Origin of the sequence: Streptomyces sp. OR43 (assembly GCF_008042275.1) — a bacterium.
In the GTDB taxonomy this organism is placed as follows: domain Bacteria; phylum Actinomycetota; class Actinomycetes; order Streptomycetales; family Streptomycetaceae; genus Streptomyces.
The window spans coordinates 4073442-4089498 of the sequence record NZ_RDBK01000043.1 but is presented as its reverse complement, the minus strand read 5'-3'; the positions used below and the strand labels follow the sequence as shown (position 1 = coordinate 4089498).

Sequence of the window (16057 nt, the reverse complement as noted above, 5' to 3'; positions counted from 1 at the left end):
GGGCACGAAACTGCAGGTCAGGTACCCTTTTTCTACTCGGTCAGGGAGACGTACGGAGCTCGGAGCGTCAAAGGAGCGTCACGGCGGTGAATTGGCGACACAGGGGGAGATCGCTGCGAGCTCCCACACCGCCGCCATAGCGGCGGCAGCCGTTAACAGCCTGATGCACCCGTATTGAGGACCCCTGCACGCCAGGTGCCTGTAGCGCCCTAGGTTGGCCTTCCGGACCCCGGACCGTCGACGAGGCCGCACAGCGGCGCCGCACGGTGTTCACCACCTCGACGTGGACGTGCCGCACACTCCCTCCTGTGCGGGACGAAGGGCAGTTTCTCAAGCGGGGTCCGTCACCAACGCGGCAATCCGGGCCTGCAGAGCGGGCACGTCGCCGACGTCCCGGGCCAGTGTCCACTGCACGATCTGCCGGGAGGCTTCCACTACGGCTCGGGCCCTCGGCAGCCGGCGCCTCGCGAACGATTCCAGCAACTCGTCGTCCACGCGGTCGGCGGTCGCCAGCATCTCTGCCAGGACCTGGGCGTCCTCCAGCGCCATGGCGGCTCCCTGGGCGAGAGTGGGCGGGCAGGAGTGGGCCGCGTCGCCGATGAGGAGCACGCGGCCCCGGTGCCAGGGGTCGTCGAGCAGGTGGGACTCGAACCAGGTGTAGTGGATCGCCGAAGGGTCGGTCAGTGATTCCCTGATCTCGTCCCAGGGGCCGTGATAGTGCTCGGCGAACGTGCGCATGACGGCGAGCTTCTCCTCCGGGGCCGTCCGCATGCGGTCCTGGGCTATCTCGGTGAAGTAGGCGTACATGGCACGGTCGTTGATCGGGCAGTAACCGGAGATGTAGGAGGGGCCGCCGTAGTAGAGCTCGGTGTGAGTGACCGACGCCGGGCGGGGCACGATGGCCCGCCACGCTCCGAGGCCCGCGCCCTGGATGTCCGCGTCGATTCCCAGCGCCTGCCGCGTCGCGGAACGGATTCCGTCGGCGCCGATCACCAGGTCGTAACGCCCGGTCGAGCCGTCGGTGAACCGTGCGGTCACCCCGGTGCCGTCCTGTTCGAGTTCGGCGAACGTCGTGCTGGTGCGGACCTTCACTCCCGTGGCCACCGCACGGTCCATGAGGATACGCGCGAGCGCCGGCCGGTACATGCCGACCGTGGCGGGCAGGTCTGGACCGCCGGTCCGCTCCACGTCCAGCTCGACCAGCACTGTGGCCTCGGCGTCGGGTGCGCGCAGTGCGAGCCGGTTGTGCGAATGCCCCTCGCGCTGGACGTCGTCCCACACTCCGAGCCGCCGCAGCACCCTCAGCGCGTTGCCCTGCAGGGTGATCCCCGATCCCAGAGCGGTGATGTCGGGTTTGAGCTCGACGAGATCGACGGCAACGCCGACCTCGGCGAGCAGGATCGCGGCTGCGGTACCGGCTGTACCACCTCCTACAACAAGTACGTTGCTGACTGCGGGCATCGTGTGTTCCCTCCGGGCCGGTTCGTTGTCGTGCGCGGTGTTTACGGTGCGCGGCCGTGGTGCTGGTGGCCCGGAGGTATGTGATCCTCCGAGGCCGGGTTCAGGACTCGTAGGGCTTGACCGTCTCGTTGGGCTGGAAGCGGAACTTGTGCCCCCACATTTCCGGCCGCTTGCCTTTGCGCACGTTGATGTTGTGCGGTGACCTGCGCTCCAGGTCGTCGATGGCCAGGCCGTCCCAGCCGTACTCGATGAAGAAGCCGGCCGGCGAGTGGATGTAGTAGGAGACCGTCTGGTCGCCGATGTGCCTGCCGAGGTTCATCAGCAGGTCGGGGTTCTCGTCGCCGCCCAGGACGTCGTAGTAGGAGTAGCCGACGTCGTCCAGGGTGCGGGATTCCAGGTAGACGTGGTGCAGGCCGAGGGAGTTGGGGACTTCGAGCAGTGCGACGCTGTGGTGTCGCGGGTTGGCCCGGAGGAACCACATCTCGCCGAGCGGCTCATTGAGCGTGATGATGTCGCTGGTGAGGAAGCCCATGGCGTCGACGTAGAAGTCGACCGCTTTGCGGACGTCGGGTACGGCGAAGACGACGTGGCCGAGGCCCTGGTCACCGGTGACGAACCCGGCGTGCGGCCGAGGCGGATTCCAGTCGCGGTAGCCGGACTCCTGGTAGCAGAACAGCTCCAGACGCTGACCGAAGGGGTCCTCGAAATGCACCAGCCGGTCCACACCGCGCGCCTCGGTGGTCTCCTGGTCGGCGACTTCGGTCTTGACGCCGGCGTTCTCCAGACGCTTCACAGCGGCGCCCAGGTCACGGTGGTTGAGGACCTCCCAGCCCGCGTACGCGAACCGGTGCTCCTCGCCGGGGTGAACGGAGATCCGGTAGTCGGCATCGTCGATCTTGACGCGCACGGCACCGTCCGCGCCATCGGGACCGATCATGCATCCGAGTACCTTCGGCGCCCAGGTGCGCCATTCCTCGTGGTCGGGGGACTCGACTCCTACGTAGCCGAGTTTGGCGATCTCACCCATGGGGGTTCTCCACTCTCCGCCGAAGGGCGGTGCTGCGGTGAATTCGTGTGGACGCGACGTTAGAAGCTCGCGGTAACACAGCGGAAATACTTGTTCTCTATTGCTGGCATGCGGAAATCCGAATAGATCGCCGCCGCCCGGAACCGTTACCGGACACGCGAAGGCGTCAAAGGTCGAGGGTGATCCCGTCGCCCGACGCACGTGAGACACAGGTGATGATCACCGCGCCCCCGTCACGTTCGCGCTTCGTGAGAACGGAGTCGCGGTGGTCAATGGGTCCGTCGATGACCCGGACGGCGCAGGCGCCGCAGATTCCGGCGCCGCAGGCGTACGGCACGTCGACGCCCGCGTCGAGCAGAGCGGTGAGGACCGGAGTGCCCGCATCAACATGGACGCGCTCGCCTCGCCTGGCCAGCACGATGTCGCAGGGGCGGCCGCTGCCGCCCCGGGGTTCCGCCGCGTCGAAGCGTTGCCTGTGCACCTGCACGTGAGGAGTGCGCTGCGCGGCCGCCTCCATGGCGGTCACGAAGCGGCTCGGACCGCAGACGTACACGGCGGTTCCGGGCGCGGCCGCAGTGAGTACCGCGTCGATGTCCAGCTCCTTTTGGACAGATACGCCCGGCCCCAGGGACAACACCTCTGCGCGCAGCGCACCGGACTCCTCCGCCCGGTCGATGTGGATCAGGGACCACGGATAGACAAGGGCCGCCTGGATCAGGCGGGCCATCGGCAGGAGCGGTGCGATGCCCGCGCCCGAAGCCAGGAACAGGTAAGAGGGGGCACCTGCCAGCCGGAAGCGGTCGTACGGTCCACGTGCTCTCACCCGGTCCCCGACGGCCAGGACGTCCCGCACGTACGCGGAAGCCGAGACGGCCGCTTCCCGGCTGTCCGCGGCCGACGGGCACCTGATCAGCAGACGCCAGCCGGCCGTGTCGGAAGGGTCTCCGGCCAGGGAGTACGGGCGGATCAACCGATGGGGGAGCAACAAGTCGATGTGTGCTCCTGCCGGCCACCTGGGCAGCTTCCTCCCGTCCGGGTCGCACAGCAGGAGTTCCACCGTACGGGCACCGACCGGGCGTTTGCCCCGTACGACAAGGTCACGGACACGTCGCGTCTCGCCCACGGCGTGGTCACACCTTTTCCGCCACACAGGTGTTCCGCTGACCGCCGAGGCCGGTGATAGCGGCTTCCAGCACGTCGCCAGGGCGCAGCCAGCGCTTCCAGCGGCCCCCGTTGCCCGCAGGGCTGCCGGTGAGGATCAGGTCGCCGGGGTGGAGGGTGGTGGCTGCCGAAGCCTCGGCGATCAACGTGGGCACGTCGAAGAGCAGGTTGGCGGCGAAGTCCCGCTGCTTGCGCTCGCCGTTGAGGTCGAGCGTCAACTCCAGCTCACGGTGGTCGGGGACAAGGCCGGCCGGGACGATGAACGGTCCGCACGGCAGGAAGGTCGGACGGTTCTTGGACCGGAGCCAGTCGCCGCCCAGGGCACGGTGCTCGGCCGGGAACTGCAGGTCACGGGCGCTGATGTCGTTGCAGACGGTGTACCCGGCGACGTAGTCCATGGCCTGCTCCGGCGGCACACGCCGGGCGGTCCTGCCGATGACGACGGTCAGTTCCACTTCCCAGTCGACCTGGTGCGCCTCGGCCGGAAGGACCACATCGTCGTCCGGGCCGCACACGGCGGATGCCAGACCGGTGAAGAAGAAGGGACTCCCGGTGCGGGCCCGCTCGTCCATCATCTCCTCGGCCGCGCGGCGCAGTTCGTCCTCGGAGCGCGGGTCGTCGTCGGCACGGCCGGAGACGATGATCTCGGCGACGTGGGAGCGGTAGTTGGCGCCCGCCTGGATGATCTGACGCGCGTCGACCGGTGCGTGGACGCGTACCTGTGTCAGGGGTCGCGTGTTCACCTCGTCCGCGGTCGCGGCGATCTCGGTGAGTCTGGGCTGCACGGCGTCCCAGTGCTCCAGAAGCGCTCTGACCGTCACCGGCGATTCGACCAGCCCGAACTGGTCAAGACGTAGCACCCGGTCTCCGACGACAAGACCGGCATACGGGTCCTGTCCGTCCGAGAAGGTGCCAAGGGCATGACCTTCCACCCAGCGCTTCACTGCGTCCTCCTTTGGTTCCGCCGGTGACGCTAGTGACAGTGCACGCCGGGCGGAAATAAACGCTGTGAATACGAGCTATACCCGCCTGCCCGTGGGCGGTACGGCCGGCATGGGCGGGGCGCCCGTCACGGGGTTCGGCCGTCGCCGTCGCACTGGGCGACGGCGAGCAGTTTCTCGCGCAACCAGCGGTGCCCCGGGTCGGCGTCGCGCCGGGAGTGCCAGTAGGCGGACTGGCGCAGCGGCTGGAGTTCGATGTCGGTGTCCAGCAGGACGATGTCCGCCGCCTGCGCGACTCTGCGCCCGAGACGTTCCGGAATGATGGTGATGAGATCGGTCTCGGCGAGCATGAACGGCATGGTCGTGAACGTGCTGGCGGTGGCCTCGGTCCGCCGCAGCACAGCGGCCGCGTCCAGGTCGTCCTCCACCAGACTTCGTCCGCCGACCGGCTGGTAGGCCAGGTAGGGGTGGGCCGCGATGACGTCTGCGGTGAGCCGTTTCCCGGCCGCGGGATGCTCCTTCCAGACGGCCCCGACGAACCGGTCCTCGATCACGGGCATCCGGGAGCAGTCCCGCAGGTCGGTCTCCGCGACGATCCGGTCGGGCAGCACCACAAGGTCCATCTCGTCCCGCTGGAGTGCCGCGAGGAACCGCCCGCTGATCGGCCCCAGGTCGAGCCTGAGGTGAGGCGCGAGGCTGGCCATGCCGACCAGCAGGGGGCGGATCAGTACGACGCCGATGTAGTCACTGGCTGTCAGGGCGAACACCCGGCTGTCGCGGGCGGGGTCGAATCCGGGCGGCCGTACGATCGTCTGCTCGATCGTCGCCAGCACCCCGCGCACGGGCTCGATGAGCGCTTCGGCCCGTGGGGTCAGCTGCATGTGGCGACCGTGCTTGACCAAGAGCGGGTCGCCCAGAACTTTTCGGAGTCTGGCGAGAGCGGTGCTGGTGGCCGGCTGGGTCATGTGCAGACTCTCCGACGCCCGGGTCACGTTCTGCTCGCGCAGCAGTGCGTCGAGGACGACGAGGAGGTTGAGGTCCACTTGGCCGAGCTTCATCGCTCATCACCTGCTCTTCGATACGGCGGCACGGCCGCCACGGCTCACGTCTACTACCGCGCAAGGCCGTGCCGTCCCTGGCACGGATGTATGCGCAGCGCTTATGGCAGCCAATCACACTGTGTATTTCCGCCCGGGTCTCCGCCTCCCTAGCATCGGCGCACAGAGCCGCACAAGGAGACGTGATGAGGTTTGCCCGCCACTGGACGCAGCAGGGCCCACGGCTCGCCGTCCTGGACACAGAAGACCATCTGGTCGATCTACCTGGGCCCGGGGGGCTGCCTGACCTGCTTGCCGAGGAAGGCCGTCTCGCGGACGCGGCGACCACCGCCCTGCGGACCCGGCGCTCGGTCACCCCGCTGGCCACGGCCGAACTGATGGCCCCACTGGACCCACCCACCGTGCGGGACTTCTCCACCTTCCCCGAGCACACCGCGGGCATCGTGAAGACCCTGGATCCGGCAGGGGGCATCCCACCGGAATTCTGGGAGATACCGACGTTCTACTTCTCCAATCCCTACGCAACGATCGGTCCGAACGACGACGTACCTGTACCGCCCGGCGCGAAGCGCTTCGACTACGAGCTGGAGGTCGCGGCCGTCGTCGGGGCGCCCGGCCGGGACCTGAGCGTCGAGGACGCCACGTCGCACATCGCGGGTTTCGTGGTGATGAACGACTTCTCGGCGCGGGACGTGCAGTTCCACGAGATGCGGATGCGGCTCGGCCCCGCCAAGGGCAAGGACACCGCCACGGCGCTCGGTGCATTCTTCGTCACCGCCGATGAACTGGCAGAACGCCGATCGGGAGCGTCGTTCGACCTGACCATGGAGGTACGCGTCAACGGCGAACTCCTCGGCAGCGACCGGCTGGACAACATGGCCTGGAGCTTCGAAGCCCTCGCCGCCTACGCCTCGCGAGGAACGTGGATCCGCCCGGGCGACCTGCTGGGATCCGGCACCTGCCAGGGCGGATGCCTGGCCGAGATGTGGGGCCGGCACGGCTACGACTTCCACCGGCCGCTCCAGCCCGGTGACACCGTCACCACCAGCGTCGACCTGCTCGGCGGCACTCAGAACCGCGTCATCGCCGGCGCTGAACCCCATGTCATCCAGCCTTGGAGCCAGCCATGAGCACGTTCAAGGTACTCGTCACCGACCACGCCTGGCCGACCCTGGACGTCGAGACCTCGGTGCTCGCCCGGGTTGACGCCGAACTCGTCGTCGCCAAGACCGGTGACACCGCAGAACTCGTCCGCCTGGCCGAGAACGCCGACGCGATCCTCACCTGCTTCGCCAAAGTGTCCCAAGAGGTACTGGACGCGGCGCCGCGCTGCCGCACGGTGGCCCGCTACGGCGTGGGCGTGGACAACATCGACGTCGACCACGCGACCCGGCTCGGCGTGATCGTCAGCAACGTCCCAGACTACTGCTCCGAAGAAGTCGCGGACCACGCCTTGCTGATGCTTCTGGCCCTCTCCAGGCGGCTCCTGCCTCTGGCTCGGCAGATCAGCGCCGGCGGTTGGGACGGGACCGCCGTGCCGACTCCCGTTCGGTTGCGGGGCAAGGTCCTTGGCCTGGTCGGCCTGGGCACCATAGGGCGGGCCCTGGTCCCCCGCGCACAGGCACTCGGCATGGACGTGATCGCCCTGCAGCGGCGGCCGGGTGAGACCCCGGAAGGCGTTCGTACCGTCTCGTCCCTGGAGGAGTTGCTGGCTGAGGCGGACGCAGTCTCCCTGCACTGTCCTCTCACTTCCGACACCCGGGGTCTGATCGGCGCCGCCGAACTCGCTACGATGAAGCCGACGGCCGTCCTGCTGAATACCGCGCGGGGACCGCTGGTCGATACCGAGGCACTGGTCGCCGCCCTGGAACGCGGAGACATCGCCGGCGCCGGCCTCGACGTCACCGATCCCGAACCGCTGCCCGCGGATCACCCGCTTCGTCACCGCGACGACGTGGTGATCACCCCGCACGTCGCCTTCTCCTCCGACGGCTCCCTGGCCGAGCTCGCGAGGAAGGCGGCCGCCAACGCCGCCGACGTGCTGCTCGGGCGCTCCCCTGCGACTGTCGTGAATCCCACGGTCCTGACCAGCCCCGCACTGCGTCCGGCCCTGGAGGACCGTTCATGACCGCCCACCCCACCGGCACCGAACAGGCTCAAGCGCTCACCGAGCACCTCGTCCGTCGCGGCCTCGCCTCCCCGGACTCCGCCCCGGACATCCGACCGATGACCGGCGGCGTCTCCAACGACGTCTTCGCCGTCACCGGACCCGGCCTCGATGTCGTGGTCAAACGTGCCCTGAGTCAACTGCGCGTGGCCCAGCCCTGGACTGCCGACACGGCGCGTCTGGACACCGAGGGCCGCGCACTGCGCCTGGCCGGTCGTCTCACCCCCGCGGCGGTGCCGCAGGTGCACGATCTCAGCGATGGGTACCTGGTCATCGAGCGCGCCCCCCACAGCTGGCACACCTGGCGGGACGACCTCATGGTCGGCGCCGTGAGCCTGTCGGTCGCCGAACAACTCGGCCACGTCCTTGGCACTTGGCAACGGACGACCGCGCAGGAGCCACATCTGACGGCCGAGTTCACGGACCTGACGGTGTTCAGGCAGTTGCGTGTCGATCCCTTCCATGACGCCATCCGCGAACGGCACCCGGACCTCGCCGAGCCGATCGAGGAGACCGTCGCCGTCATGGCGGAAGCGCGCACTTGCCTGGTGCACGGGGACTACTCGCCCAAGAACGTGCTTGCCGACCCCGCCGGGGGAGGCGTTTGGGTGATCGACTGGGAGGTCGCCCACGTCGGTGACCCGACCTTCGACCCCGCCTGGATCACCGGCCATCTGCTGCTCAAGACCATCAACGAGCCCCGCTACGCCGCGTCGTACGCCGAGGCCGCCCGGACCTTCCTGCGCGCCCTCCGCACAGAAACCGAGGGGGTGGTCGCCCTCGACCCCGCACAGCTCGTCCGGCAGACCGCCTGCCTCGTCCTCGCACGCGTCGACGGCAAGAGCCCCGCCCCCTACCTCGACGCCGAGGCACGCGACAGGGCCCGAACGCTCGGCCGCGACCTCCTGCACCACCCGCCCGCACTCATCACCGACGCCTGGGAGTACCTGAAGTGAACGACACCCTCATCACCCGCCTCTTCGCCTGGGAAGCCCTCGACTCCCGGGGCAAGCCCACCGTCGGGTGCGAAGTCGGGCTGGCGGGCGGCGGACGTGGCACGGCGACGGTGCCCTCGGGCGCCTCCACCGGTCGGCACGAGGCACGGGAACTGCGCGACGGCGAGGCCCGCTACGACGGCAACGGCGTCCGCCGGGCCGTGGCGAACGTGACCGGCGAGATAGCCGACGCCGTGCGCGGCCTGGACGGCGCCGACCAGCAGCAGCTCGACAGCACCCTGCGGACACTTGACGGAACCGCCGACCTCGGACGGTTGGGCGCCAACGCGATCCTGGCCGTGTCCGCCGCGACGGCACGCGCCGCCGCCGACGCCCGGCGCCTCCCGCTGTACGAAGCGGTCGCCGAACCCGGCACCACCCCCTTGCTCCCCCTGCCGATGATCAACATCATCTCCGGCGGTGCCCACGCGGGCCGCTCGATCGACGTGCAGGACTTCCTCGCCGTGCCCCTGGGCGCGACCACTTTCGAGCAGGCCATCGCATGGGCCTCCCGTGTCCGCGCAGGCACCGCCGACGTCCTCGCCGAGCAGGGCCTGCCCGTAGCTCTCGTCGCCGACGAAGGGGGTCTGGGCCCCGTCCTGCCCAGCAACCGTACGGCCCTGGACGTACTCGTCCAGGGCATCGAGCGGGCCGGACTGCGACCCGGCGACGATGTCGGCATCGCCATCGATATCGCGGCCACCCAGTTCCAGCAGGAGGACGGCTCCTACCGGCTCGCCGCCGAGGACCGGGAGCTGACCTCAGCGGCACTGGTCGAGGAACTGGCCGACTGGTGCGCCCATTACCCGATCGTCTCTCTTGAGGACGCCCTGGCCGAGGACGACTGGGACGGGTGGTCGCTGGTGAGCAAGCGGCTCGCGGGTCGGCAACTGCTGGGGGACGACCTCTTCGTCACCGACCTGGACAGGCTCGGCCGCGGCATCACCCAGGGGGTCGCGAACGCCGTCCTGGTCAAGCCGAACCAGACCGGCACGCTGGACGCCGCCCGCACCGTGGTCCGTCACGCGCACGCCGCCGGTTACGGGACCGTCCTGTCCGCCCGATCCGGCGAGACCGAGGACAACTGGCTCGCGGACCTGGCCGTCGGCTGGCGCACCGGCCAGATCAAGGTCGGCTCCACCACCCGCTCGGAGCGCACCGCCAAGTGGAACCGCCTGCTGCGCATAGAGGCCGAACTGGGTGACCGCGCGGAATACGCCGGGGCGCAGGCGCTTGCCTTCGCCAAGCAGCCGTGACACCCATGCCCCTCCTGACCGAGCCCAAGCTGATGGACTACGGCGACCACTTCACCGGCCCCAGCGGCACGGTCGACGACAAGGGACGATCCCTCGTCTTCAGCATCGCGCAGGACCGGCGCACCGAACGCGCCCACTACGACGCCGGGTGGGCCCACAACGCCGGCCTCGCCATCGAACTGTCCATGCGCCCCGACGGAGACCTCGGCTTCAGCCCCGTGGAGGAAGTCTCCCGCCTCCACACCGGCGCGCCGCTCCTGGACATCGGCGAACCGACCTCCGTCAACGACGCCAACACACGCCTGGCCGGCATCAAGGGCGACATGCTCCACATCAAGCTGACCATGGAGCAAGGCACCGCCGGCACCTTCGGACTCGACGTACTGCGCAGCCCCGGAGACGAGGAACGCACCCGCCTCTTCTACGACGCCCCCGCAGGACAACTGGGCGTCGACCGCACACGATCCGGGAACAACTCCAGCGCCGAACCCGACCTCGGGATCCAGAAGGGCCCGCTCGCGCTCACCAACGGCAACCTGACCCTCGACGTGTTCCTCGACCACTCGATGATCGAGGCATGCGCCAACTCACACAAGTCCATCACCACCCGTGCCTACCCCTTCCGCCAGGACTCCCAGGGCCTGCGCCTGTTCGGCGACGGCAGCGTCATCAAGTCCATGACCGTCTGGAAGATGGGCAACATGACCGACTGACCTGACCACGCATGCAGGTAGCAAGGCAGCTACCGGTTTCCCGTGCCCACAACCTGTTCGGTCCGCAGCCTCGTGGCTGTGGACCGAACAGGCGATTCCCTACGGCCTCGCAGAGCCGCAGCCCCCTGTAAGGAGGGGGCTCCTACGCCGCCGACCTCATGCGTCGGGCCGTCCGCTCCACCGTGCTCCCACAAAGGGCCGGGGCCGCATGTAGCCCAGAGAACGATCGTGGACTGAAGGAAACCCTGGGACTTCTCTGGGACTTTCGGCCGCATCAACGTGCACGCGCAGGAAACATCTGAAAGATGATTCACGCAGGTCAACGGCCTACGACCGCGTATCACCGCAGATCATGGGACTGCGTGGTCCCTTCCGGGACATCTGACAGCCTGCTGAAGAAGCACCGTCACACCCCTTTTGACGTGCACAAATGCGAGTCACGGCGGGGTGTGACGGATTCCCTGGGACTTTGAACCAGGAGCGACGGCTTCCGTGCACCGCGCTCTTCACGTGATGAGGTCATCGGAAAGACGTCGCGGGGAGCGGGCCAGCAGAAACCGCTGTTCAGGGCCTGCGTCAGGCCAAACTGAGCAGCCGGCACCCTTCACCCGGAGTTGTCGCCGAAGCGACCTCGCTCGTGATGCGGCGGGGCCCGCATGTGGCCGGAGCGGTCGCAGGAGCCGTACTCGTGTCGGCGTAGTCCCTATCTCCAGATCGCTGTCCTTCAAAACGGCACGGGTGCCTGAGTTCTGGGCGTGCGCTGTCATGAGCCTCGAAGGCCGGTCAGTCATGAATCAGCCCAGCTGTCCACGTGCGCGGCGGCGCGCCGCGCGGACGACGATGGAGTGGTCGTCGAGCGGCGCTCGGCTTCCGTTCGTCCGCCCCAGACGCCGAACCTCTGGTCGGTTGTCATAGCGAAGAGGCGACAGGGATCAATCACGGGACACCGCCGGCAGATGGCGCGTGCCGCCTCCTCGCGTCTACGGCGCGCCTGGACCCCCTCGCCGGTCGGCGAGTAGAAGACCGAGCTGTCCACACCACGGCACGCCGCGTCGGCCTGCCAAGCCCACAGCCGCAGGAGGGGCTTGGTCTGCGGCTTGCCCTGTGGCCTTCCCTGTGGCGTGCGCTGTGGCTTGAGCGGTGTCTTCATCGGATGCTTCTTCCGTGTGCCCGCGGGTCTGATGAGAGAGGGACAGTCGCAGGAACAAACGCGGAACGCGCTTGCCCGGTCGGCGGCTTCAGCGCGGCGAGTCGTTGCTCGAAGGGCAGCACGGCGGGACTCTCACCAGCCGGCCGTCCGGCCGTCGAGGGACCGGTCATCAGCGCCGCCAGTTCGCCCGCGGCCCGTTGGATCCGACCGTCGAGCCCTTCGGCACCCCAGTCCTCCGAGGCTGCGTAGACCCCTGTCGGGACGACGACCGCCTTGAGGTGGGCGAAGAGCGGGCGCAGCGCGTGGTCCAGGACCAGAGAGTGCCGGGCCGTGCCACCCGTCGCGGCGATCAGCACCGGCTTCCCGGCCAGGGCTCCCTCGTCGTGCACGCTCAGCACGTCGAAGAACGCCTTGAACAGCCCGCTGTACGAGGCCGAGAAGACCGGCGTGACGACGACCATTCCGTCGGCCTCTGCCACCGCGTCGAAGGCGGCGCCCAGCGCCCGCCCAGGGAACCCGTTGGTGAAGTCGTGCGCGATCTCCACAGCCAGGTCCCGCAGTTCGACCACGGTCACGTCCGCCGAGGTCCGGTCTGCGGCACCGACGGCCAGCCGGTCGCCGAGCAGCCGGGTGGAGGACGGGACGCTCAGTCCCGCCGAGACGACGACGAGCCTCATGCGCGGACTCCTGCCTCGGCGGCGGCACGCAGGGACGCGTGCGTCGGCGCGTCCGGCACGTTCGCCGGACGGTCCCTCGCGAACTCCTTGCGCAGCACCGGCACGACCTCCTCGCCGAGCAGGTCCAGCTGCTCCAGGACGGTCTTCAAGGGCAGCCCCGCGTGGTCCATCAGGAACAGTTGACGCTGGTAGTCACCGGCGTACTCACGAAACGACAGGGTCTTTTCGATCACTTGCTGCGGTGAGCCCACCGTGAGCGGCGTCTGCTCGGTGAACTCCTCCAGCGACGGGCCGTGCCCGTACACCGGTGCGTTGTCGAAGTACGGCCGGAACTCGCGCACCGCCTCCTGCGAGTTCTTCCGCATGAACACCTGCCCGCCGAGGCCGACGATCGCCTGCTCGGGCGTGCCGTGCCCGTAGTGGGCGTATCGGTTCCGGTAGAGCTCGACCATCCGCCTGGTGTGGTCGGCCGGCCAGAAGATGTTGTTGTGGAAGAAGCCGTCGCCGTAGTACGCGGCCTGCTCGGCGATCTCCGGGGAGCGGATCGAGCCGTGCCAGACGAACGGCGCGACCTCGTCCAGCGGGCGGGGCGTGGACGTGAAGCTCTGGAGCGGTGTGCGGAACTTGCCCTCCCAGCTCACGACATCCTCGCGCCACAGCCGGTGGAGCAGGGCGTAGTTCTCGATGGCGAGGCTGATGCCCTCCCGGATGTCCTTGCCGAACCACGGGTACACCGGCCCGGTGTTGCCGCGCCCCATCATCAGGTCCACCCGGCCGTCGGCCAGGTGCTGGAGCATCGCGAAGTCCTCGGCGATCTTCACCGGGTCGTTCGTGGTGATGAGGGTGGTGGAGGTGGAAAGGATCAGCCGCTCGGTGCGCGCCGCGATGTAGCCGAGCATCGTGGTCGGCGACGAGGGGACGAAGGGTGTGTTGTGGTGCTCGCCGGTCGCGAAGACGTCGAGCCCGACCTCCTCGGCCTTCAGCGCGATCGCGACCATGGCCTTGATGCGCTCACGCTCGGTCGGTGGGCGGCCCGTGGTCGGGTCGGGGGTGACATCACCGATGGTGAAGACGCCGAACTGTGTGGCGGTCATTTCGCTCTTCCGGGTCACGCGGAATTCCTCTCGGGTACGTACGGGCTGGGGGGGACGATCGGGCGGGGGTGACGGTCGCGGCGCGGCGCACGTCCTGGGTGCTCGCCAGGTGCGACGTGGGCCGTCGTCTCCGTCAGCCGCTTGTTCCAGTGAGTTCACTGATGGCGCGGTTGAGGTCCAGGTGCCGGCCCTCCGCTCCCTCGGGAACGAGCACGAAGGTCCGGAGAAGGAACGTGGCAACCTCCGCAGTCGCCATCTCGACCAGCGCCGTGCCGGAGCGGTTCCTCAAGACGACGCGCACGGAGTCCGGGTGCGGGTGGCGCCAGGGCATGACCACCACGTCACCGTCCCCGGTCGGCCGATGCAGCCCCTCGGCCAGCAGCTCGCGGGCGAACACCCAGTCGACGGGCCTTTCCATCGGCACGCCGATGGAAAGGCGCACGGCATAAGGGTCCGCCATGTCGTAGTGCAGGTCCGCGGACAGCGGAGCGGACAGCCCCTTCAGGTCGCTTACGTGCGTCGTCACTGGGCATGTGACCGTGCTGAGACGCTGAACCATGGTTGCCCCAAAGGATGATTGCAGAAGCGGTTTTCTACGCCTGACACTAAATTCCGTCTGCCGCTGCGGATTGACGGGGAACGCACGGAGTATTGCCCGTGGAAGAACTGCCCTCCGGCCCACGTCTCCGTGAATTCCGCCGCCTCGTCGGCAGTCGTTCCGGCAACTCCGCAGTGCCGTGACAGCAGTGATCCGGAGGGGGTTCGCGACGCTGTACGGGCAGACCGCTGCCGACGTGGACGCCGACCGCCCGACCCGTGCGGGGGTGCGCCGGGGTCTCCGCACGCCGGGCCGCGCCGCCCGGCTTCTCGCCCCGGATCGGGCCGCCATGCCGCTCCGGAACTCCGGCCCTTCGGCACAGCCGCACGTGTCGGCCATGGGCAACTGCCGACGAGCACAAACCGGACACCATGGGACGGGTGGGGTGCCGCACCTCACACTGTCGAAAATTTGGAGTCTCGGTTTCACGCCTTGTAGAAAGTAGATCCACGGAAGGATCACCATGACGGAACGGCTGCAACGGGCTCGGGCGGGGAGCGACGCCCTGCAGAAACTCGTGGAAGAGCTGGCCGAGAGGCTGCAGCGGTCCGTGGTCCTCGATGACCCGCTCGTCAGGTTCATCTGCTCCAGCAGGCACTTCGACGACGCGGACCCCGTACGCATCCGCAGCCTGCTCCAGGGCCTCGCGGACAGCGAGATCATCCGGTACGTACTCGACCAGGGGGTTGCCCAGTGGGCGAAGCCCGGGTACATCGAGGGCCGGGACGACCTGGGACTGCTTCCGCGCTACTGCGTGCCGCTGCGAGAACGCGGCCACCTGCTCGGCCTGCTCATGGTCGTCTCCGCCGGCCGGGACCTGACAGCGGACGAGACAGCCGCCATCGCCAAGTCGGCCCAGGGCATCGCAGCCCAGATGTACTCGGAACGGGCTGCCGAACAGGGCGAGGAGAGCGGCGCGCAGGAGCTGCCCTGGGCCCTTCTCGACACGAGCCCCACCGCGCGCCGTGCGGCCCACCAGCAGATCCTGGACACCGGCGCGCTCCCGGACGCCCCGCACGTCGTCGTCAGCGTCGTGCAGGTGGCTCGTTCCCACGAGCCGTCCGGGCAGGTCGAGATCGCGCTGCGTGCTGCGCTGGAGCGGTTCTGCCGCACGCGGTGGGCACACGGCGCGGTCGCGGTCACCGCTGACAGCGCGGTCCTGCTCCAGCTGAGCGAGCAGCCGCCGGATCCGAAGGAGCTGAAGGAGCAGTCCCGTCGGATCGTCGAAGCCCTCGACACCTTCCTCGATGCCGCCGCCTCGCCCGTGCTCGGCATCGGAGGGGGTCGGACCGGCGTGGCCGAAGCGTGGGTCTCCTACGAGGAGGCACGCGTGGCAGCGCGCGCGGCCCGACGGATGCCCCACTTCGAGCGCGTCGGCGAGTGGGAGGAACTGGGGGAGTTCGCGGTCCTCCTCCAGCTTCCGGATCACGCCCTGAACGCATCCCTGCTGCCGAAGCCGCTGCGGGACCTGCTCGCGGCCGCAGGAGGACAGGGACATCGGCTGGAGGAGACCCTGCAGGTCTTCCTGGAGCACGCCGGCTCGGTTCCGAGGACCGCGGAAGCGCTGCACATCCACCGCACCTCGCTGTACTACCGGCTGCGACAGATCCAGGAGATCACCGGCCTGGACCTGGACAGCGGCGCGGACCGACTGGTCCTGCACCTCGGCCTGCGCATCCGGGCACTGCTGCAGCCGGACGGGCACGCCACCGCCGGCTGAACGGACCGGCGGCCTCGCCCTGCCCCGTCTGTCCGGTCC

The 16057-nt window shown here is 68.8% G+C and carries 15 protein-coding genes; 6 read left to right on the top strand and 9 right to left on the bottom strand.

Going from position 1 to position 16057, the window contains the following annotated elements; all coding sequences use genetic code 11:
- Positions 1-330 precede the first annotated feature (330 nt).
- From EAO72_RS37550 to EAO72_RS37530, 5 genes are all read right to left on the bottom strand, one after another.
- Entirely contained in the window at positions 331-1461 is a 1131-nt protein-coding gene (locus EAO72_RS37550) for an FAD-dependent monooxygenase (RefSeq protein WP_148021469.1), read from the bottom strand.
- A 100-nt stretch (positions 1462-1561) separates the two neighbouring features.
- Complete coding sequence (locus tag EAO72_RS37545) at positions 1562-2488, bottom strand: VOC family protein (protein WP_148021468.1); 927 nt, start codon at positions 2486-2488, stop codon at positions 1562-1564.
- Positions 2489-2654: 166 nt separating this feature from the next.
- Positions 2655-3611: a PDR/VanB family oxidoreductase gene (locus EAO72_RS37540; protein ID WP_148021467.1), complete on the bottom strand. Its 957-nt coding sequence runs from the start codon at positions 3609-3611 to the stop codon at positions 2655-2657.
- Between the two features lie 7 nt (positions 3612-3618).
- Complete coding sequence (locus tag EAO72_RS37535; protein WP_148021466.1) at positions 3619-4593, bottom strand: fumarylacetoacetate hydrolase family protein; 975 nt, start codon at positions 4591-4593, stop codon at positions 3619-3621.
- A gap of 125 nt (positions 4594-4718) precedes the next feature.
- Entirely contained in the window at positions 4719-5648 is a 930-nt protein-coding gene (locus EAO72_RS37530) for a LysR family transcriptional regulator (protein WP_148021465.1), read from the bottom strand.
- Positions 5649-5833: 185 nt separating this feature from the next.
- Between EAO72_RS37530 and EAO72_RS37525 the strand changes: the two genes are divergently transcribed.
- The 5 genes from EAO72_RS37525 to EAO72_RS37505 are packed head-to-tail and all read left to right on the top strand — an operon-like array spanning position 5834 to position 10779.
- The gene (locus EAO72_RS37525) at positions 5834-6778 is read left to right on the top strand and encodes a fumarylacetoacetate hydrolase family protein (protein WP_148021464.1); all 945 of its coding nucleotides are present in this window, start codon (positions 5834-5836) and stop codon (positions 6776-6778) included.
- Positions 6775-7776 (top strand): C-terminal binding protein, encoded by a 1002-nt coding sequence (locus EAO72_RS37520; protein WP_148021463.1) that lies wholly within the window; start codon positions 6775-6777, stop codon positions 7774-7776. The genes EAO72_RS37525 and EAO72_RS37520 overlap by 4 nt, the downstream gene beginning before the upstream one ends.
- Positions 7773-8771: a phosphotransferase family protein gene (locus tag EAO72_RS37515; RefSeq protein ID WP_148021462.1), complete on the top strand. Its 999-nt coding sequence runs from the start codon at positions 7773-7775 to the stop codon at positions 8769-8771. The genes EAO72_RS37520 and EAO72_RS37515 overlap by 4 nt, the downstream gene beginning before the upstream one ends.
- A complete protein-coding gene (gene eno, locus EAO72_RS37510) occupies positions 8768-10066 on the top strand; it encodes a phosphopyruvate hydratase (protein WP_148021461.1) in 1299 nt (432 codons plus the stop codon). Before EAO72_RS37515 ends, eno begins: the two co-directional genes overlap by 4 nt.
- 5 nt (positions 10067-10071) lie before the next feature.
- Entirely contained in the window at positions 10072-10779 is a 708-nt protein-coding gene (locus EAO72_RS37505; RefSeq protein WP_148021460.1) for a GH32 C-terminal domain-containing protein, read from the top strand.
- A 787-nt stretch (positions 10780-11566) separates the two neighbouring features.
- Here the strand turns inward: EAO72_RS37505 and EAO72_RS37500 are convergent.
- The 4 genes from EAO72_RS37500 to EAO72_RS37485 form a co-directional block, all read right to left on the bottom strand.
- Positions 11567-11929, bottom strand: coding sequence for a WhiB family transcriptional regulator (locus tag EAO72_RS37500; RefSeq protein WP_148021459.1), 363 nt, complete (start codon positions 11927-11929; stop codon positions 11567-11569).
- On the bottom strand, positions 11926-12606 hold the full coding sequence (locus tag EAO72_RS37495; RefSeq protein WP_148021458.1) for a CE1759 family FMN reductase: 681 nt from the start codon (positions 12604-12606) through the stop codon (positions 11926-11928). The genes EAO72_RS37500 and EAO72_RS37495 overlap by 4 nt, the downstream gene beginning before the upstream one ends.
- Positions 12603-13700 (bottom strand): LLM class flavin-dependent oxidoreductase, encoded by a 1098-nt coding sequence (locus EAO72_RS37490; RefSeq protein WP_148021457.1) that lies wholly within the window; start codon positions 13698-13700, stop codon positions 12603-12605. The genes EAO72_RS37495 and EAO72_RS37490 overlap by 4 nt, the downstream gene beginning before the upstream one ends.
- Before the next feature lie 133 nt (positions 13701-13833).
- Positions 13834-14226 (bottom strand): SsgA family sporulation/cell division regulator, encoded by a 393-nt coding sequence (locus EAO72_RS37485; RefSeq protein ID WP_261991755.1) that lies wholly within the window; start codon positions 14224-14226, stop codon positions 13834-13836.
- Positions 14227-14761: 535 nt separating this feature from the next.
- Between EAO72_RS37485 and EAO72_RS37480 the strand changes: the two genes are divergently transcribed.
- Complete coding sequence (locus EAO72_RS37480; protein WP_148021455.1) at positions 14762-16018, top strand: PucR family transcriptional regulator; 1257 nt, start codon at positions 14762-14764, stop codon at positions 16016-16018.
- The last annotated feature ends 39 nt before the right edge of the window (positions 16019-16057 follow it).